Raw genomic sequence first — 18,782 nt, forward strand, 5'->3', positions numbered from 1 at the left:
TAAACAGGCTATGAAAGCTTATAAAATAATTAAATTTAAAAAATTAGGAGTCAGCATCTTGTTTCAGGATTATTAAAATGTTATTATATAGTAGTGAATTTTTAACATAAAAAGGAGTTCGTCTTATGAATAAAAAGGTTTTGGCGACAGCTGGAATTGCAGCACTTGCAGTTTCTGCTACAGTTGCTAAAGCTGATGAGGTAACGACAAACGATCAAGCCTCAACAACAGCATCAGTATCATCGACAGCTACACAAGCTGTCCCAACTCAAGCCCAAGTTGAAGCGGCTAGAGAACAAGCCAGCGCTGCAAATCAAGCAGTATCGCAACAAGAGTCAGTAGTTGCTAATCGTGAAGCAGTTGCCAACCAGGCTCAAGCAAATCTAGCGACAGCAGATGCTAACTTGCAAAAGGCACAAACAGCAGCCGATGAAGCAAGCCCAGAAACTATTGCTGCCGCTCAAGGTCAAGTAACTACTGCAGAAAATGCGGCTAAGGAAGCTAAGTCAGCAGTCGAAACAGCTCAATCAGCAGAAAAAAATGCCAAAGATGCAGCAGACAAACAGCAATCTGTCGTTAATACAGATCAAGCTAATGTCAATGCTAAAGCTAGTGAAGTTGCTAATGCTCAAAAATCAGTAGATGCTGCTAAAGCAGCTCTTAATGGTTCTAGCGCTTCTGAGGCAGCTTCTAACCAAGCTAAAGCACAATCAGTTTTTGACGCTGCAACAGTAGCTGAGAAAAAAGCTCAAGAAGAATTGGCAGCCGCTCAGGCAGCTGATAAAGAAAAAGCTACTGCTATTTCAGCTAAAGAAGGTCAATTGACTGCAGACCAAAATGCAGCAAACCAAGCTAAAGCAGCCTATGAGACTGCTCAAACAGTAGCTAATGAAAAGGCAGCTGCCCTTGCAGCCGCTGAAGCAGCTAAGAAAAAAGCAGAATCTTCAACAACTTCAACAGCTAATGTTCGTCAAAAATTCTCAGTGTCACAAGAGTATGTCAATGCTCTTAAGATTCATGAGTCTAAAACAGCGACAGCAGCAGAAATAGCTCAAGCTGAACAAGTCTTGAAGAACGTCAATAAACGTGATCGTGGTAACAATAGTTATCAAGATAATGAAGCGGATAAAAATGTTAAAATTAGTGATTTGAATAACCTTAGTGAAGCTCAAATTACAGATTTGTCATTGTATGCTTCAAGTTTGATTAACCAAATTCGTACAGCTTTTGGTACAACTCAAACATCTGTTTCAAAAGGTAGTGTTCTTGCAGCTGATCGTGTTTCAGATGGTTATGTAGCAGATAACTGGGGTTGGGAAGCTATTACCCATAAAAGACATGATAGTGCCGCCCTTGACCGTGCTGGTAAGTCATTTAATAGTGTAAGTATTGGTGAAAACCTTAATACATGGCAAGGTTTGACAGGACCATTTACACTTAACGACATTAAGAAATATGTCTATGAAGCTATGCTCGACTTCATGTTTAATGGTAATGAGTGGAACCATGCTCGTTCTATCTCTGGACTTACAGCAGATGGTGGTGAGGCTTACATTGGTACAGATATCAGTGTTGTTGCCGGTGCCTTTAACGTTCACGTAAACAATGTCAATAAAAATTCTATCGCTTCTGATAGTAGCTTTGACACAACTAAGATTGCTAACCCATATGTAGGTAACCAATCTCAACCATCTTCAAATGCAAATCTAGCAGCTGCAAAAGCAGCTTATGAAGCTGCTAAACAAGCTAACGATCAAGCTCAAAGTGATTTGGCTAGCAAGAAATCTGCTTCTGAGTCAGCAACTCTTAAACTTAAGAATACTCAATCAGAACTTGCAGCTCTTAAAGCGACTGCAAGCAAATTGGCAGCTGCTCAGAATAACCTTTCTGAAAAACAAGCAGCCCTTGCAACTGCTAAATCAGAATTAGAAAAAGCTAACGCTGCAGTTGAAAACCTCAATGCTAACGCACAAGAAAAAGCAGCAGCACTTAGCAAAGCTCAAGCAACTCTTGATGCAAAACAATCAGAGCTTAAAACAGCTAAAGATAAACTTGCAGCAAGCTCTGCGACCTTGCAACGTTTGACAAATGCATACAACGCTGCTAAGCAAGATACTGCTAAGAAACAAGTAGCATTGACTCAAGCTAACCAAGCCTTGACAGCTGCTAAGAACCGTGTAGCCGCCCTTACAAATGCTTCAGCTAACCTAGCTAAGGCTAAAGCAGAACGTGCAACAGCCTTTGCTAAATTTACTGCTGCGAAAGCGGCTCTTTCAACTGAACGTGCGAAACTTGATGAATTGTCTGCTAAACGTGATAAATTAACGAGCGAATACATGACTGTTCAAACAGCTTTCGATAACTATATGAAAGCTAAGGCAGACAAAGAGCTTCAAACACAATTGGCTAAAGAGTATGCTAACATCATCTCTAAAGGTCTTACACCAGTACCTGTTTACGATGTAGATGGTAAAGTTATTGCTTTCACAACACAAGAACAAGCAGCTCAAACTGTAGCTCAAGTTCCTGTAAATTATGGTCAAACAAAAGCTGAGAAACAAGCTCCTGTACAAGAAGCAGACAGCTTGCCAGAAACAGGTGAGTCAACTGCAGTAGGATTCAGCCTTGTAGGTCTCTTTATGACACTATTGGCCTTCCTTGGTTTTGTTGACAGACGTACACGTCGTAACTAATCATAGACAAAAAAACGGCATCTGCCGTTTTTTTTTTTTTTATATATTTGAGAATCTAAAAAAGTTAAGGTCGAAACCTTAACTTTTTTGTTTTTAACCCAAGAAACGTTTGAGGAATTCCTTGGTACGTTCTTCTTTAGGATTTTCAAAGATTTGTTCTGGGCTACCTTGTTCAGCGATTACCCCTTTATCCATGAAGATGACACGGTCTGAAACATCACGTGCGAACTCCATTTCATGGGTAACGATAATCATGGTCAAACCAGTTTCAGATAGCTCCTGCATAGTCTTGAGTACTTCCCCTACCATTTCTGGGTCAAGGGCTGAAGTTGGCTCGTCAAATAGGATGGCTTCTGGATCAACAGAGAGGGCACGGGCAATGGCCACACGTTGTTTTTGACCCCCTGAAAGTTGTTTTGGTTTAGCTTTCCAGTATTGTTCCCCCATACCAACTTTCTCCAAGTTAGCTTTGGCGATACTCTCAGCTTCTTTGCGGTCACGTTTGAGAACGGTTGTTTGAGCTACGATAGCATTTTCCAAAACATTAAGGTTTTCAAAGAGGTTGAAAGATTGGAAAACCATACCGAGTCTTTCACGATAGGTAGTGAGGTCGTAACCTTTTTCAAGGACATTGTCTCCATGATAGAGGATTTCACCACCTGAAGGGGACTCGAGTAGGTTAATAGAGCGAAGGAAGGTTGATTTCCCTGAACCTGAAGAGCCAATAATTGAGATAACCTCACCCTTTTTGACGCTGAGGGAGATATCTTTGAGGACTTCATTTTTTCCGTATGATTTTTTGAGGTTTTTAATTTCTAAAATCGTTTCAGTCATTAGTGAACCCCTCCTTGTGTGTAAGTATCTTGATCCAAACGGCGTTCTACATAACGCAAGATGCGTGTCACTGTGAAGGTGAGGACAAAGTAGATTGCTGCGATAACAAAGAATGTTTGGAAGTATTGATAAGTTTGGCTTGCAACAGTGTTACCTGCGAAGTAAAGTTCCACAACAGAGATAACGTTCAAAACAGAGGTATCCTTGATATTGATAACGAACTCATTACCAGTAGCTGGCAAGATGTTACGGATAACCTGTGGAAGAACAATCTTACGCATGGTTTGACCATGGGTAAATCCAAGAGCAGTTGCCGCTTCAAATTGTCCTTTATCTACAGCGAAGATACCACCACGAACGATTTCACTCATGTAGGCTCCGGTGTTGATAGAAACGATGAAGACAGCTGCTAGGGTACGGTCAATGTTGATACCAAAGGCCTGGGCAGTACCGTAGTAGATAACCATAGATTGTACAATCATTGGCGTACCACGGAAAACTTCGATATAGACATTAAGAACCCAACCGAAGAGTTTTTGGAGCAAAGCTACAAATTTATTAGCAGCTTTAGGAGCTGTGCGGTAAACACCAATCATAAGACCGATGAAAGTACCCACAACTGTACCAATAATTGAGATAAGAAGGGTAATTCCTGTACCACGTAAGAATTGTGGCCAGTTCTTAGCGATGATAGCGCTCATCTGACTAAAGAAGTTTCCTTTTTTAGCCTCATCAGTCTTATCTGCAGGTTGGATGGCAATGATGTGATCCATCAGTTTGACACGTTCCTCTTGGCTGATTCCAGCAAGGACCTTATTGACTTGTTCCATTTGCTGGCTGTCTCCTTTACGAAGACCGACGGCCAAGGACACGTCATCGTCTGAAACCTGGAAACCACCATCTTTAAGCGTAATCATCTTATATTTTGAGCTAGCTTCTTCGGCAGTTTTTGCTTCAGGACGCTCTGAAACATAACCATCGATGATACCAGATGCAAGGGCTTGGCGCATAGCACCGAAGTCTCCCATAGCTGTTTGTTTGCTGACGTCTGGGATTTGGTCAATTAAATTATAGAGATAAACCCCTTGTTGAGCTGTGATTTTAGCATCCTTGAAGTCTTTGAGGCTCTTAGCGTTGGCATAATCACCATCAGAGCTAACAACCATAACAGGCTCACTTCGGTAGTAGCTATCTGAAAAGTCAATTTCTTGACGACGTTCAGCTGTTGGACTCATACCAGCGATAATCATATCGATTTTGCCAGAAGTGAGGGCAGGAATCAAACCTGTCCAAGCTGTTTTGACCACCAAGGGTTTCTTACCTTGGGCTTGAGCAATTTTTTTAGCGATTTGCACGTCATAACCGTTGGCATACTGTTTAGTACCTTCGATTGGAACGGCTCCGTTTGAGTCATCGTCCTGTGTCCAGTTGAAAGGTGCATAGGCAGCCTCCATACCGACACGGAGATACTCGTCTGCTTGAGCGCTTGATACCCCACCAAAAACGAGGAGGAGCGCTGCAAAGCAGGCTACAATAATTTTTTTCATTGAAACAATGTCTCCTATAAAAATGTCATACCTTACTATTTTACAGGAAATTAGGACTAATGACAATAAGCTGGGATTAGAAAAACAATCTCTATATCAAGATTGTCTTCAAATACAAGTTGTAATTTGATATAATGGGAAGGACAATTTGGAGCCCTGATCATTTTTGGTGTGATGGGGCTAGCATTTTAAAACGGAGATAATTATGCAAACGGCACAATTTATTATTGAATTACTAAAAGCAGTCTTTCTTGGGATTGTCGAAGGAATCACAGAGTGGCTACCTATTTCATCTACAGGTCACTTGATTTTGGTTAATGAATTCTTGAATTTGAGACAGAGTAAAGATTTCATTGATATGTTTAATATCGTAATCCAACTTGGTGCTATTCTTGCGGTTATGGTCATCTACTTTAAACGCTTGAATCCCTTCCAACCTGGTAAGACAGCACGTGAAGTGCAGTTGACTTGGCAACTTTGGCTCAAGGTGGTCATTGCCTGTATTCCTTCAGCCTTCTTTGGGCTTCTTTTAGATGACTGGATGGAGGCTCATCTCAGTAATTTCTTTGTAGTAGCTATTATGTTGGTGGTCTACGGGATTGCCTTTATTTGGATTGAGGACCGCAATCGACGTGTAGAGCCTAAGGTAACGGATTTGGCACGTATGTCTTACAAGACAGCTTTCTATATTGGTCTTTTCCAAGTCTTGAGTATCATTCCAGGGACAAGCCGTTCAGGTGCTACTATTCTTGGGGGTATCATCGTTGGTACTAGTCGTAGCGTAGCTGCTGACTTCACTTTCTTCCTTGGTATTCCAACCATGTTTGGTTACAGTGGCCTTAAGGCAGTTAAGTACTTCATTGACGGAAATACTTTGACAGGTGGACAAGCAGCTATTCTCTTGGTAGCTAGTGTGACAGCCTTTGTTGTCAGCTTGTTCGTGATTCGCTTCTTGATGAATTACATTAAGAAACATGATTTTACAGTTTTCGGAAAATACCGTATCGTGCTTGGTATTATTGTGCTTCTCTATGGAGCTGTTAAACTTATTTTTGGATAATTACTTTTAAGTAAACTGAAAAGGACTTCAATTGGAGTCCTTTTTATCTGGTTTTGAAGTCATTTGTGGATAAGTTTTCCAAAGATGAGATAAGCCAGCAACCATAGGACCAGTCCGCAAGTTAAGAAGCTAGCTAGGATTTTCAAGAAGTCCACGACATTATGCAAGGGATACCATCCGGACAAACAGAGGATTGGAAGAATGGTAACACACATGATAGAGAAGTGGAGCAGTGATTGCTGTTTGAGCGATAAACGGTTATCGTCGTAAATGGGAGCAGTTGCTAGTATGATGGCGACAATTAGCCCCGTAAGAAAGGTAGATTTGTTTACTTGATGAGGTTGCCCCGACAAGTAGAGAAAGAGCGTCAATAAACTCGTTATTCCCCCAGCAATGCTAGCTCGTAGCCACCCTTTTTTGTAGGCAGTCATGGTCATCACCTCCACGTATAGTTTCATTTATATTATATCGCTTTCTGGGGGAGATGACAGGTATTAATGGGGAAATACAAGGTTTTGTTAGCATTAAGAAGTTTTTAGAAACCCTATCCTAAATAAGACGCAAACTTGCTCAGAAATTGCTATCTCTTGGCTTTTCTAGTATAATGAAATAACTACTCGTGCGAGGTTTTTTACATATGGAAATGAAACAAATAAGCGAGACAACTCTAAAAATCATGATTACCATGGAAGATCTTGAAGAACATGGTATGGAATTGAAAGATTTCTTGATTCCCCAGGAAAAAACAGAGGAATTTTTCTACACTGTCATGGATGAGTTGGACTTGCCTGATAACTTTAAAAATAGCGGGATGCTGAGCTTCCGTGTCACGCCACGCAAGGACCGTGTGGATGTCTTTGTGACTAAATCAGATCTTAAGGAAGACCTTGATTTCAACGATTTGTCAGATATGGACGACTACTCAGGGCTTTCTCCAGAAGAGTTCCTCAAGGCTCTTGAAGGTAACTTTATGGACAAGGGGGATATCGAAGCACACCATAAGCTCGAAGAACTTGAGAAGACCTTGGAAGAAGTTGATAAGGCTATGACAGAGCCTACCAAGGAAGTGGCTGAAGAAAATATTCGTGAAGACTATACCCACTATGTCTTGGCTTTCTCTGACTTTGATCAAGTAGTGACCTTTACACAAGGCTTGAAGAATGTACCTGTTGAAGGTTCTGAGCTTTATAAACTTGGGAATGTCTACTATATGACAATCCTTCTTTACTTGGCTGATGAGCCTGATTATTACGCGAACAATATGTATGCGCGTTTTCTTGAATATGCGAATGTGGCAGACCGAACACGTGCCTACCTACAAGAGCATGCAACAATTTTGATGGAAGAGGACGCCTTACCGGTACTACAAGCAACGAAATGGAGCTAAGACATGCCTTGGACCATTAACTATATATTCGTTTTGATTGGGACCTTTTTGATTGCCATTGTGGCGACTCCTTTGGTACGCTCTTTGGCCTTACGTGTCGGAGCTGTTGACAATCCCAATGCAAGACGTATCAATAAAAAGCCAATGCCTAGTGCTGGTGGTCTAGCTATTTTGTTGGCCTTTGTACTAGCGACCTTGGTCTTTATGCCTATGATTATTCATAAGGATATCTGGCATGTTTCCTACATCAGGTACATCTTGCCGGTTGTTGTAGGAGGATCTGTCGTAGCTCTGACTGGCTTCATTGATGATATCTTGGAATTAAAGCCTCTACCTAAGATGCTTGGTATTGTCATTGGAGCTGTCATCGTTTGGGCTTTTACAGACTTCCGATTTGATAGCTTTAAGATTCCATTTGGTGGTCCCATGATTCATTTTGGGCCGGTCTTGACCTTGATTTTAACGGTGTTATGGATTGCGGCCATCACCAATGCCATTAATCTGATTGATGGTTTGGATGGCTTAGTTGGAGGAGTTTCTATCATTTCCCTTATGACTATGGGGGTGATTTCTTATTTCTTCCTCTATGACACTGATATTTTCTTGACCATGACTATCTTTGTCTTGGTGGCTGCCATTGTGGGATTTTTCCCTTACAATTATCATCCAGCGATTATCTATCTAGGTGATACAGGGGCGCTCTTTATTGGCTTTATGATTGGTGTCTTGTCATTGCAAGGGTTGAAAAATGCGACAGCGGTGGCTATTTTGTCACCTGTTATTATCCTTGGAGTGCCAATTGTTGACACAGTGGTGGCTATTGTCCGCCGTAAGTTGTCAGGGCGCCCAGCTATGGAAGCTGACAAGATGCATTTGCATCATCGTCTCCTAGCTATGGGCTTTACTCATCGTGGAGCGGTTCTAGTGGTCTATGCCATCGCTATCCTCTTTTCATTGATTGCCCTCTTGTTAAATGTTTCTAGCCGTCTTGGTGGTATTCTCTTGCTCTTGAGTTTACTTCTGGGAATGGAAATTCTGATTGAAGGGCTTGAGATTTGGGGCGTTGGTCGAACACCTCTCTTCAACCTCCTGAAATTTATCGGAAATAGTGATTATCGCCAAGCAACCCTGTTAAAATGGAAGCAAGGGCGAAAAAATTAAACATTTGAAAAGCCAAGTAATGGCTTTTTTGTTATAATGATTCTAATTAAGGAAAATGGAAGTTCTCTTTTTGTTTTCCAGAAAATAGCAAGACTATTTTCAAAAAAATAATGCAAATTAGCGAGCGACTGCTCGCTGTATATATGAAAAAGGAGTATACAATGTCTGTACTTGAAATCAAAAATCTTCATGTTTCTGTTGAAGATAAAGAAATCTTGAAGGGTCTTAATTTGACTCTTAAAACTGGTGAGATTGCTGCTATCATGGGTCCTAACGGAACTGGTAAATCTACCCTTTCAGCTGCTATCATGGGTAATCCAAACTATGAAATCACAGAAGGGGACATCCTTTTTGATGGTGAAAGTATCCTTGACTTGGAAGTTGACGAACGTGCACGTCTAGGTCTTTTCCTTGCTATGCAATACCCAGCTGAAATCCCAGGAATCACAAATGCTGAGTTCATCCGTGCGGCTATGAACGCTGGTAAAGAAGATGACGAAAAGATTTCTGTTCTTGATTTCATCACTAAATTGGATGAAAAGATGGAATTGCTTGGTATGCGTGAAGAAATGGCTGAGCGTTACCTTAACGAAGGTTTCTCAGGTGGTGAGAAAAAACGTAACGAAATTCTTCAATTGCTCATGTTGGAACCTAAGTTTGCTCTTCTCGATGAGATTGACTCAGGTCTTGATATCGATGCCCTTAAAGTGGTTTCAAAAGGGGTTAACGCTATGCGTGGCGAAGGCTTTGGTGCCATGATTATCACTCACTACCAACGTCTCTTGAACTACATCACTCCAGATGTCGTACACGTGATGATGGAAGGTAAAGTGGTTCTTTCAGGTGGTCCTGAATTGGCTGCTCGTCTTGAGCAAGAAGGTTATGCGAAAATCGCTGAAGAGCTCGGTTACGAGTACCACGAAGAAGCGTAAGTCTGTTACTCGAAATAACTAGAAAAGGAGTAACCTATGTCAAAAGAATCTATTATCGCTTTTTCACAAGCAAAAGCAGAGCCACTTTGGTTGCAAGACCTTCGTCAAGCAGCCTTTGATAAGCTTGAAAGCTTGGCTCTTCCAAAAATTGAGCGTGTTAAATTCCACCGTTGGAATCTCGGTGATGGAACGATTACTGAAAATGAACCATCAGCAAATGTACCTGATTTTACAGCGCTTGGAAACAACCCTAAATTGGTCCAAGTAGGAACAAATACTGTACTTGAACAATTGCCAGCTGACTTGATTAGTCAAGGTGTGGTCTTCACAGACCTGACGACTGCTCTTGAGGAAATCCCAGAAGTCGTTGAAGCCTTCTTTGGTAAGGCTGTAGCCTATGATGAGGACAAATTGGCAGCTTATAACTATGCCTATTTCAATAGTGCAGCGGTCCTTTACGTACCAGATAATGTTGAAATTGACTTGCCAGTTGAAAGCTATTTTTACCAAGATGGAACTTCAAATGTTCCATTTAACAAACACGTTTTGATTGTGGCTGGTAAAAACAGTAAATTGACTTACCTTGAGCGCTTTGAAACGCTAGGTGAAGCGACTGAAAAAGCTAGTGCCAACATTTCAGTTGAAGTCATTGCTCAAGATGGTGCACAAGTTAAGTTTGCGGCTATTGACCGTTTGGGCGAAAACGTTACAACTTATATTAGTCGTCGTGGTCGTATCGGTCGTGATGCCAGCATTGACTGGGCTCTTGGTATCATGAACGAGGGCAATGTTATTGCTGACTTTGATAGTGACTTGATTGGTAATGGAAGTCATGCCAACCTTAAAGTTATTGGTCTTTCATCAGGGCGTCAGGTTCAAGGAATTGATACTCGTGTAACTAACTATGGTAACAACTCTGTGGGACATATCCTACAACATGGTGTTATTTTGGAACGTGGTACCTTGACTTTCAATGGTATTGGTCACATTGTCAAAGGTGCTAAGGGTGCTGATGCACAACAAGAAAGCCGTGTTCTAATGCTTTCTGACAAGGCACGTTCAGATGCGAACCCAATCCTCTTGATTGACGAAAACGAAGTTACGGCAGGGCATGCTGCTTCAATCGGTCAGGTGGATCCAGAGGATATGTATTACCTCATGAGTCGTGGACTTGATCAAGACACTGCAGAACGTTTGGTTATTCGCGGTTTCTTGGGAGCGGTTATTACCGAAATTCCAGTTAAAGAAGTACGCGATGAAATGATTTCTGTAACTGATACAAAACTAAACAAACGTTAGGAACTATCGACGCAGATAGTCTAACCTATAATATATCTAGATAGGGAGATAAGATGTCAGCTTTAGATGCCTATAAGATTCGACAAGATTTTGCCATTTTAGATCAGGTAGTTAATGATGAACCTTTGGTATACTTGGATAATGCAGCAACGACCCAGAAGCCTCAAGTCGTTTTGGACGCTCTCATGGCTTACTATCATGAGGACAATGCCAATGTTCACCGTGGTGTACATACCTTGGCTGAGCGTGCAACAGCTACTTACGAAGCTAGTCGTGAAAAGCTTCGTCAATTTATCAATGCTAAATCAACCAAAGAGGTCCTTTTTACCCGTGGAACGACGACAGGTCTTAACTGGATTGGTCGTTTTGCAGAGCAGGTTCTTGAGCCAGGAGATGAGGTGATTATTTCAATTATGGAACACCACTCGAATATCATTCCTTGGCAGGAAGCTTGTAAGAAGACGGGGGCTAAACTTGTTTACGCCTACTTGAAAGATGGCCAATTGGATATGGAAGATTTGGCCAACAAGATTACTGAAAAGACAAAATTTGTCAGTCTAGCTCAGGTTTCTAACGTTTTAGGTTGCATCAATCCTGTCAAAGAAATTGCCAAGCTCGCCCACCAAGTTGGTGCCTATATGGTGGTGGACGGTGCCCAATCGGCGCCTCACATGGCTACTGATGTTCAGGATTTGGATTGTGATTTCTTCACCCTTTCTGGACATAAGATGTTAGGTCCAACAGGGATTGGGGTTCTTTACGGCAAGGAAGAGATTCTTAACCAGATGAATCCTATTGAATTTGGTGGTGAAATGATTGATTTCGTTTATGAACAGGAAGCCACTTGGAAGGAATTGCCCTGGAAATTTGAGGCTGGTACACCTAACATTGCGGGGGCTATTGCTCTTGGTGCTGCTGTGGACTACCTCTCTGCTTTAGGTATGGAAAATGTTCATGCTTACGAGCAGGAGTTAGTAGACTATGTTTTGCCTAAACTTCATGAGATTGAGGGATTGACAGTCTACGGTCCAGATAATCCTAGCCAGCACGCAGGTGTTATTGCCTTTAACATTGATGGGCTTCATCCTCATGATGTGGCGACTGCCCTTGACTATGAAGGAGTAGCAGTGCGTGCAGGTCACCACTGTGCTCAGCCTTTAATCAATCATATAGGTATCTCATCAGCTGCCCGAGCAAGCTTCTATATTTACAATACTAAAGAGGATTGTGACAAGCTTGTAGAGGCAATTCTTGCGACGAAGGAGTTTTTCAATGGCACTCTCTAGACTAGATAGTTTATATATGGCTGTTGTGGCCGATCACTCTAAGAGCCCTCACCATCATGGTGTTCTACCTGATGTGGAGCAACTTCAACTGAATAATCCGACTTGTGGAGATGTTATCAATCTGTCAGTAAAATTTGATGGTGACGTGATTGAAGACATTGCCTTTGCTGGAGATGGTTGTACCATTTCTACAGCGTCATCAAGTATGATGACGGATGCGGTTATTGGTAAAACTAAGGCAGAGGCTTTGGAACTAGCGGAGATTTTCTCTCTTATGATTCAAGGAAATCATGAAGATGAAGATAAGCTAGGTGAGGCTAAGCTCTTGGCGGGGGTTTCTAAATTTCCACAACGTATCAAATGTGCAACACTCTCTTGGAATGCCCTTAAAAAGGCTATAGAGAGAAGTGAGCTCTAGGAAGCAATGGAGCAATTATCCTCCTTGCTCAAGTCTTAAATAAAGAAAAATAATCAAACCTTTAATAAAGGAAAATACTATGACTGAAACAAATGAAAAAGTAGAACCAAAACCCATTGATCTTGGGGAATATAAATACGGTTTCCATGATGATGTGACGCCAGTCTTTTCAACAGGAAAAGGGATCAGTGAAGACGTGGTCCGTGCCATGTCTGCTGAAAAAGGGGAGCCTGAGTGGATGCTTGAATTCCGCTTGAAATCATTGGAAACCTTTAACAAAATGGCCATGCAAGAGTGGGGACCAGACCTTTCTGGTATTAACTTTGATGACCTGACTTATTTCCAAAAGGCATCAGACAAACCTGCTCGTGACTGGGAAGATGTTCCTGAGAAAATTAAGGAAACTTTTGAACGTATTGGTATCCCAGAAGCAGAGCGTGCTTATCTTGCTGGAGCCTCAGCTCAGTATGAATCAGAAGTGGTTTACCACAATATGAAAGAAGAGTACGACAAGTTGGGGATTATCTTTACAGATACGGATTCAGCTCTTAAAGAGCATCCAGAACTCTTCAAGAAGTACTTCTCAAAACTGGTTCCGCCAACAGATAATAAATTTGCAGCCCTTAACTCAGCCTTCTGGTCAGGTGGTACCTTTATCTATGTACCTAAAGGCGTTAAGGTGGATATTCCGCTTCAAACCTACTTCCGTATCAATAACGAAGCAACTGCTCAGTTTGAACGTACTCTTATCATCGTTGATGAAGGTGCCAGCGTTCACTATGTTGAAGGATGTACAGCGCCAACTTACACAACTGCCAGCCTTCATGCGGCTATCGTTGAAATCTTTGCACTTGATGGTGCCTACATGCGCTACTCAACTATCCAAAACTGGTCAGATAGCGTCTACAACTTGGTAACTAAACGTGCTACGGCTAAGAAAAACGCAACTGTTGAGTGGATTGATGGTAACCTGGGTGCTGAAGTAACCATGAAGTACCCTTCTGTTTACCTTGATGGCGAAGGTGCACGTGGTACTATGCTTTCAATTGCCTTTGCCAATGCTGGTCAACACCAAGATACAGGGGCTAAGATGATTCACAATGCACCGCATACATCATCATCTATTGTTTCTAAATCAATCGCTCGTAATGGTGGTAAGGTTGACTATCGTGGACAAGTAACCTTCAACAAGGATTCTAAGAAATCGGTATCTCACATCGAATGTGATACCATCTTGATGGATGACTTGTCTAAATCAGACACTATCCCATTCAACGAAATCCACAATTCACAAGTTGCGCTTGAACATGAAGCTAAAGTTTCTAAGATTTCTGAAGAACAGCTCTACTACCTCATGAGCCGCGGACTTTCAGAACAAGAAGCAACTGAAATGATTGTCATGGGATTTGTGGAACCATTTACCAAAGAACTTCCAATGGAATATGCTGTTGAACTTAACCGCTTAATTAGTTATGAAATGGAAGGATCAGTTGGGTAAGAACTCTGATAATCTAAAGGGACCGGATGGTCCTTTTTGTTTTGGTTGAAAAATGAGGAAATGAGCTCTAGCTTAATGTTAGCGAAGCGCAATTGCAATGTTTGGAAAGCGTTTACAACTGATATTTAAAAAGATATAATAGATTTGAACAGCAAGTAATGGAGGTGACTAATATGGGAGTATATAACAGTGACTGGCTACTCAATCAGATTCGAGGGACAGCTAATGTCGTCAGCAAGGCTTTTAAATTTGAGACTCTGGATATTGATTTAGGTCAGGTGGAAGATGAGCAAGGGCACACTGTTGATGGAAATGACTACATTGATGATTTGTTAATTCACGAAAAGTATGATCAGGCGACAGCCTTCATTCATAGTCAACTCAAACGTTTGACGACTAATGACTATAATCTCCTTGTCAGCATCTATATTGAGTATTTGGAGAATTTGCCGCCATTAATAAAAGAAAAACATCAGCTTGATAATCGCCAAATAATGGACTGGAAAGCTAAACTGTCCGAGTTTTCATGGTAATTTGCTAGAGAGAGTGGGAGAGGAAACGCCAAGCGTTTACGACTTTTCCACCCTCTTTTTTGTGTTATAATAGAGACACTATGGATAAATTAATTAAAACAATTTCAGAATCAGGTTCTTTCCGTGCTTATGTTCTTGATAGCACTGAAACAGTTAGAACCGCACAAGAAAAACACAATACATTATCATCATCAACAGTTGCTTTGGGGCGTACTCTTATTGCCAATCAAATCTTGGCTGCTAACCAAAAGGGTGAAAGCAAAATTACAGTTAAGGTTATCGGAAACAGCTCTTTTGGTCATATCATCTCTGTAGCTGATACCAAAGGACATGTTAAGGGCTACATCCAAAATCCAGGTGTGGACATCAAGAAAACAGCGACTGGTGAAGTTTTGGTGGGTCCTTTCATGGGTCAAGGGCAGTTTGTCTCAATCATCGATTATGGAACTGGTAATCCTTACACGTCATCAACACCACTTATTTCTGGTGAAATCGGTGAAGACTTTGCCTACTATTTGACAGAATCTGAGCAAACACCATCTGCTGTTGGTCTTAATGTACTTCTTGACGAAGAGGATAAGGTTAAGGTTGCTGGTGGTTTCATGCTTCAGGTCTTGCCAGGGGCTAGCGAGGAAGAAGTCGCTCGTTACGAAAAACGCATCCAAGAGATGCCAGCCATTTCAACGCTTTTGGAGTCTGATGACCATATCGAAGCTCTCTTGAATGCTATTTATGGGGATGAGCCTTTCAAACGTTTGTCTGAAGAGGAGCTGAGTTTTGACTGTGATTGCTCACGTGAACGCTTTGAAAATGCCCTCTTGACGCTTGGTAAGGATGAACTTCAAGCTATTAAAGATGAAGATCACGGTGCTGAAATCATCTGCCAATTCTGCCAAAACAAGTATGAATTTTCAGAAGCTGACTTGGAGGAACTCATCAATGACTAAACTTAATTCGTCCTTCATGATTGGAAATGTAGAGATCCCTCACCGAACAGTCCTAGCTCCTATGGCAGGCGTGACCAACTCTGCCTTTCGTACCATTGCAAAAGAGTTTGGTGCTGGTCTTGTGGTGATGGAGATGATTTCTGAAAAAGGTCTCCTCTACAATAATGAGAAAACTCTTCACATGCTTCACATCGATGAGAATGAACATCCAATGTCTATCCAGCTTTTCGGTGGTGATGCTGAAGGCTTGAAGCGAGCAGCCGACTTTATCCAGACCAATACGAAGGCTGATATCGTTGATATCAACATGGGTTGTCCGGTCAATAAGGTAGTCAAAAATGAAGCTGGTGCCAAGTGGCTCAAGGATCCAGATAAGATTTACCACATTGTCAAGGAAGTAACGTCAGTACTTGATATTCCTTTGACTGTTAAGATGCGTACGGGTTGGTCAGACAGTGATTTGGCTGTGGAAAACGCTCTTGCAGCTGAGTCTGCAGGTGTTTCTGCTCTTGCTATGCACGGTCGTACCCGTGAACAAATGTATACTGGTCACTGTGACCATGAGACGCTGGCTCGTGTTGCTAAAGCTATTACTAAGATTCCATTTATCGGAAATGGTGATGTTCGTAGCGTTCAAGACGCTAAACTCATGATTGAAGAACTTGGTGTAGATGCGGTTATGGTGGGGCGTGCAGCTATGAACAACCCATACATCTTCACGCAAATCAATCACTTCTTCGAAACGGGAGAGGAATTGCCAGAGCTTCCATTTGATAAGAAGCTGGACATCGCTGAAGACCACCTCAAACGTTTGGTGGACCTTAAAGGTGAAAAGATTGCTGTTCGTGAATTCCGTGGTCTGGCACCACACTATCTTCGTGGAACAGCAGGAGCAGCTAAGGTTCGTGGCGAAGTCTCACGTGCCGAGTCTGTTGCTCAGGTCGAAGAAATATTTGCAACTTTGCGATAAATCTATAATATGATGAAAACTTAACCAGCTTGGTTAGGTTTTTATTTTACCTTTATTCTTCCTTGATAGTGATGATAGCCCATCACCAATCTTTTTCTTTGTCCTCCCTTGCAAAATCTCAGTGTTTTCGATATAATTAACTGGTTAAGTAAATGGAGAAAGCAATGCTAGAACTAGAAGAACAAGTCAATCAATTGATTAATCAAATCGTGCTCAAGTCTGAAAATCAGCATGAGCTCCTTATTGGTCAGTGCCGTAGTCAAGTCAAATTGACTAATACTCAGGAACATATTCTCATGCTTTTGGCTGAGGGTCGCAAGACCAATTCGGAGTTGGCAAAGACCTTAAATGTCAGTCAGGCTGCTGTTACCAAGGCTGTTAAAACCTTGGTCAAAGAGGGTATGTTGGAGGCTAAGAAAGACAAGGATGATGGGCGCGTGACCTACTTTGTCTTGACACAAGAGGCTCACCCCATTGCTCAGGAGCATGAGGAACACCACCAAGAGACCTTGGGGGTTTATCGGTCTGTATTGGATCAGTTTGATAATCAAGAGCGTCAGGTTATTGGACGTTTCTTGACAACATTAGCAGAAAAAATCGAGGAATAAGATGCGCTATATTACAGTTGAAGGACTGAGCTTCCAGTATGATGCGGAGCCCGTTCTGGACAATATTCACTATCATTTGGATTCTGGGGAGTTTGTAACCCTGACTGGGGAAAATGGAGCGGCCAAGTCAACGCTTATCAAGGCTACCCTCGGAATTCTCAAGCCTAAGAAGGGAACTGTAACCATCTCTGAAACCAATAAAGATGGTAAAAAGCTTCGTATGGCCTATCTTCCCCAGCAAATTGCCAGCTTTAATGCAGGTTTTCCGAGCACGGTCTACGAGTTTGTGAAGTCTGGCCGTTATCCTCGTAAGGGGTGGTTTCGTCGTTTGACGAAGCACGACTTGGAACACGTTCAACGTGCCCTTGAGTCTGTAGGTATGTGGGAAAATCGTCACAAGCAAATTGGGCGTCTCTCAGGTGGCCAGAAGCAACGTGCTGTTATTGCTCGTATTTTTGCCTCAGATCCAGATATTTTTGTCTTGGATGAGCCAACGACGGGTATGGATGCAGGGACAGCTAATACTTTCTATGAACTCATGCACCACTCGGCTCACAAGCATGGCAAGTCGGTCTTGATGATTACCCACGACCCAGAGGAAGTCAAAGAGTACACAGACCGTAATATTCATCTGGTTCGTAATCAGAAATTGCCTTGGCGTTGTTTCAATGTTCATGAAAAGGATGGAGAGGAGCACAGACATGATTAGTGAATTATTAGCCTATGATTTTATGCAACGTGCTATTCTCGCCGTGATTGCTATCAGTATATTTTCTCCGATTTTGGGGCTCTTCTTAATTCTTCGTCGTCAGAGTCTGATGAGCGATACCTTGAGTCACGTGTCCCTAGCTGGGGTGGCTGTTGGGATTTTCTTGGGACAATCAACCACTTGGATGACTCTTGTGGTTGTGGTTATTGCCGCTTTGGTTTTGGAATATCTCAGGGTCAGTTACAAGCATTATATGGAGATTTCAACGGCTATCCTCATGTCAATGGGATTGGCAGTGGCTCTTATTCTTAGTAACAAGGCGGGTAGCAGTAGCATGAGTCTGGATAGCTATCTTTTTGGTTCTATCATCACCATTAGCTCTGAACAGGTCTATGCCCTCTTTGTTATTGCGGCTATTGTACTGGTCTTGACCTTACTCTTTATTCGTCCTATGTATCTTTTAACCTTTGACGAGGACACCGCTCATGTGGATGGCTTGCCAGTTCGTCTCATGTCTCTCCTCTTCAATATTGTGACAGGGATAGCGATTGCCCTGATGATTCCAGCAGCAGGGTCACTTTTGGTTTCCACCATCATGATTCTTCCAGCAGCTATTGGTATGAAAATAGGTCAAACCTTTAAATCTGTCATTTTCTGGGCTATTGGTATTGGTTTGGTTGGCATGCTCTCTGGTATTTTTATTTCCTATTATTGGGAAACACCAGCTAGTGCCACTATTACCCTTATTTTTATCGCCTTCTTTGGTCTGGTATCAATCTTTGAACCTCTCTTAAAAGCAGAATAGATAATAGAAGAAAAGGGCTTGAGAAATCAAGCTCTTTTTGTGATATACTAAAGTGGTTTTTGAGAGAAGTTAAAATAAGAATGGTAGCTTTCTAG

The 18,782-nt window shown here is 41.9% G+C and carries 18 protein-coding genes; 15 read left to right on the forward strand and 3 right to left on the reverse strand.

Annotated elements, in window-relative coordinates:
• The first annotated feature begins 125 nt into the window (after positions 1–125).
• Positions 126–2,693, forward strand: coding sequence for an SEC10/PgrA surface exclusion domain-containing protein (locus PCY16_RS03380; RefSeq protein ID WP_148513101.1), 2,568 nt, complete (start codon positions 126–128; stop codon positions 2,691–2,693).
• A gap of 93 nt (positions 2,694–2,786) precedes the next feature.
• On the opposite strand, the gene PCY16_RS03385 is transcribed toward PCY16_RS03380, so the two are convergent.
• Both PCY16_RS03385 and PCY16_RS03390 read right to left on the reverse strand, forming a co-directional pair.
• The gene (locus PCY16_RS03385; protein ID WP_002886432.1) at positions 2,787–3,527 is read right to left on the reverse strand and encodes an amino acid ABC transporter ATP-binding protein; all 741 of its coding nucleotides are present in this window, start codon (positions 3,525–3,527) and stop codon (positions 2,787–2,789) included.
• Positions 3,527–5,074 carry an ABC transporter substrate-binding protein/permease gene (locus PCY16_RS03390; protein WP_037597348.1) on the reverse strand — a complete coding sequence of 516 codons (1,548 nt, stop codon included), beginning with the start codon at positions 5,072–5,074 and terminating at the stop codon, positions 3,527–3,529. Before PCY16_RS03390 ends, PCY16_RS03385 begins: the two co-directional genes overlap by 1 nt.
• A gap of 205 nt (positions 5,075–5,279) precedes the next feature.
• Here PCY16_RS03390 and PCY16_RS03395 point away from each other — a divergent pair, with 205 nt between their 5' ends.
• Positions 5,280–6,134: an undecaprenyl-diphosphate phosphatase gene (locus PCY16_RS03395; protein WP_037598902.1), complete on the forward strand. Its 855-nt coding sequence runs from the start codon at positions 5,280–5,282 to the stop codon at positions 6,132–6,134.
• A 59-nt stretch (positions 6,135–6,193) separates the two neighbouring features.
• Here the strand turns inward: PCY16_RS03395 and PCY16_RS03400 are convergent, their stop codons facing one another.
• On the reverse strand, positions 6,194–6,592 hold the full coding sequence (locus tag PCY16_RS03400) for a DUF3021 family protein (protein WP_225791450.1): 399 nt from the start codon (positions 6,590–6,592) through the stop codon (positions 6,194–6,196).
• A gap of 179 nt (positions 6,593–6,771) precedes the next feature.
• Here PCY16_RS03400 and mecA point away from each other — a divergent pair, with 179 nt between their 5' ends.
• The 13 genes from mecA (at position 6,772) to PCY16_RS03465 (ending at position 18,687) form a co-directional block, all read left to right on the forward strand.
• Positions 6,772–7,521, forward strand: coding sequence for an adaptor protein MecA (mecA, locus tag PCY16_RS03405; RefSeq protein ID WP_070576236.1), 750 nt, complete (start codon positions 6,772–6,774; stop codon positions 7,519–7,521).
• Between the two features lie 3 nt (positions 7,522–7,524).
• Positions 7,525–8,682 carry a glycosyltransferase family 4 protein gene (locus tag PCY16_RS03410; RefSeq protein WP_037598909.1) on the forward strand — a complete coding sequence of 386 codons (1,158 nt, stop codon included), beginning with the start codon at positions 7,525–7,527 and terminating at the stop codon, positions 8,680–8,682.
• A 161-nt stretch (positions 8,683–8,843) separates the two neighbouring features.
• Positions 8,844–9,614 (forward strand): Fe-S cluster assembly ATPase SufC, encoded by a 771-nt coding sequence (sufC, locus tag PCY16_RS03415; RefSeq protein WP_002883600.1) that lies wholly within the window; start codon positions 8,844–8,846, stop codon positions 9,612–9,614.
• 36 nt (positions 9,615–9,650) lie between these two features.
• Complete coding sequence (sufD, locus tag PCY16_RS03420; protein ID WP_048790376.1) at positions 9,651–10,913, forward strand: Fe-S cluster assembly protein SufD; 1,263 nt, start codon at positions 9,651–9,653, stop codon at positions 10,911–10,913.
• 53 nt (positions 10,914–10,966) lie between these two features.
• The gene (locus PCY16_RS03425; protein WP_070576233.1) at positions 10,967–12,199 is read left to right on the forward strand and encodes a cysteine desulfurase; all 1,233 of its coding nucleotides are present in this window, start codon (positions 10,967–10,969) and stop codon (positions 12,197–12,199) included.
• Positions 12,186–12,617, forward strand: a complete 432-nt coding sequence (sufU, locus tag PCY16_RS03430) for a Fe-S cluster assembly sulfur transfer protein SufU (protein ID WP_070576230.1) — start codon at positions 12,186–12,188, stop codon at positions 12,615–12,617. Before PCY16_RS03425 ends, sufU begins: the two co-directional genes overlap by 14 nt.
• 79 nt (positions 12,618–12,696) lie before the next feature.
• Complete coding sequence (sufB, locus tag PCY16_RS03435; protein WP_002883666.1) at positions 12,697–14,115, forward strand: Fe-S cluster assembly protein SufB; 1,419 nt, start codon at positions 12,697–12,699, stop codon at positions 14,113–14,115.
• Positions 14,116–14,288: 173 nt separating this feature from the next.
• Entirely contained in the window at positions 14,289–14,648 is a 360-nt protein-coding gene (locus tag PCY16_RS03440) for a hypothetical protein (protein ID WP_013989977.1), read from the forward strand.
• 80 nt (positions 14,649–14,728) lie between these two features.
• Positions 14,729–15,595, forward strand: a complete 867-nt coding sequence (hslO, locus tag PCY16_RS03445; RefSeq protein ID WP_037600144.1) for an Hsp33 family molecular chaperone HslO — start codon at positions 14,729–14,731, stop codon at positions 15,593–15,595.
• Complete coding sequence (gene dusB / locus PCY16_RS03450; protein ID WP_002883588.1) at positions 15,588–16,565, forward strand: tRNA dihydrouridine synthase DusB; 978 nt, start codon at positions 15,588–15,590, stop codon at positions 16,563–16,565. The genes hslO and dusB overlap by 8 nt, the downstream gene beginning before the upstream one ends.
• A gap of 164 nt (positions 16,566–16,729) precedes the next feature.
• Positions 16,730–17,173, forward strand: a complete 444-nt coding sequence (locus PCY16_RS03455; RefSeq protein WP_080611595.1) for a zinc-dependent MarR family transcriptional regulator — start codon at positions 16,730–16,732, stop codon at positions 17,171–17,173.
• A gap of 1 nt (position 17,174) precedes the next feature.
• Entirely contained in the window at positions 17,175–17,882 is a 708-nt protein-coding gene (locus PCY16_RS03460; RefSeq protein ID WP_014633656.1) for a metal ABC transporter ATP-binding protein, read from the forward strand.
• Positions 17,875–18,687, forward strand: a complete 813-nt coding sequence (locus PCY16_RS03465; protein ID WP_037598920.1) for a metal ABC transporter permease — start codon at positions 17,875–17,877, stop codon at positions 18,685–18,687. Before PCY16_RS03460 ends, PCY16_RS03465 begins: the two co-directional genes overlap by 8 nt.
• Positions 18,688–18,782: the final 95 nt, after the last annotated feature.

Source organism: Streptococcus sp. SS4 (genome assembly GCF_030440125.1).
Lineage (GTDB): Bacteria > Bacillota > Bacilli > Lactobacillales > Streptococcaceae > Streptococcus.

Excerpts from the sequence above, each read along its gene's own strand:
- sufC (WP_002883600.1), top strand. The coding sequence starts at position 8,844 with ATGTCTGTACTTGAAATCAAAAATCTTCATGTTTCTGTTGAAGATAAA.
- PCY16_RS03455 (WP_080611595.1), top strand. The coding sequence starts at position 16,730 with ATGCTAGAACTAGAAGAACAAGTCAATCAATTGATTAATCAAATCGTG.
- mecA (WP_070576236.1), top strand. The coding sequence starts at position 6,772 with ATGGAAATGAAACAAATAAGCGAGACAACTCTAAAAATCATGATTACC.
- PCY16_RS03385 (WP_002886432.1), bottom strand. The coding sequence starts at position 3,527 with ATGACTGAAACGATTTTAGAAATTAAAAACCTCAAAAAATCATACGGA.
- dusB (WP_002883588.1), top strand. The coding sequence starts at position 15,588 with ATGACTAAACTTAATTCGTCCTTCATGATTGGAAATGTAGAGATCCCT.
- PCY16_RS03390 (WP_037597348.1), bottom strand. The coding sequence starts at position 5,074 with ATGAAAAAAATTATTGTAGCCTGCTTTGCAGCGCTCCTCCTCGTTTTT.
- PCY16_RS03465 (WP_037598920.1), top strand. The coding sequence starts at position 17,875 with ATGATTAGTGAATTATTAGCCTATGATTTTATGCAACGTGCTATTCTC.
- sufB (WP_002883666.1), top strand. The coding sequence starts at position 12,697 with ATGACTGAAACAAATGAAAAAGTAGAACCAAAACCCATTGATCTTGGG.
- PCY16_RS03410 (WP_037598909.1), top strand. The coding sequence starts at position 7,525 with ATGCCTTGGACCATTAACTATATATTCGTTTTGATTGGGACCTTTTTG.
- PCY16_RS03425 (WP_070576233.1), top strand. The coding sequence starts at position 10,967 with ATGTCAGCTTTAGATGCCTATAAGATTCGACAAGATTTTGCCATTTTA.
- PCY16_RS03380 (WP_148513101.1), top strand. The coding sequence starts at position 126 with ATGAATAAAAAGGTTTTGGCGACAGCTGGAATTGCAGCACTTGCAGTT.
- PCY16_RS03440 (WP_013989977.1), top strand. The coding sequence starts at position 14,289 with ATGGGAGTATATAACAGTGACTGGCTACTCAATCAGATTCGAGGGACA.
- PCY16_RS03395 (WP_037598902.1), top strand. The coding sequence starts at position 5,280 with ATGCAAACGGCACAATTTATTATTGAATTACTAAAAGCAGTCTTTCTT.
- sufD (WP_048790376.1), top strand. The coding sequence starts at position 9,651 with ATGTCAAAAGAATCTATTATCGCTTTTTCACAAGCAAAAGCAGAGCCA.
- sufU (WP_070576230.1), top strand. The coding sequence starts at position 12,186 with ATGGCACTCTCTAGACTAGATAGTTTATATATGGCTGTTGTGGCCGAT.
- hslO (WP_037600144.1), top strand. The coding sequence starts at position 14,729 with ATGGATAAATTAATTAAAACAATTTCAGAATCAGGTTCTTTCCGTGCT.
- PCY16_RS03460 (WP_014633656.1), top strand. The coding sequence starts at position 17,175 with ATGCGCTATATTACAGTTGAAGGACTGAGCTTCCAGTATGATGCGGAG.
- PCY16_RS03400 (WP_225791450.1), bottom strand. The coding sequence starts at position 6,592 with ATGAAACTATACGTGGAGGTGATGACCATGACTGCCTACAAAAAAGGG.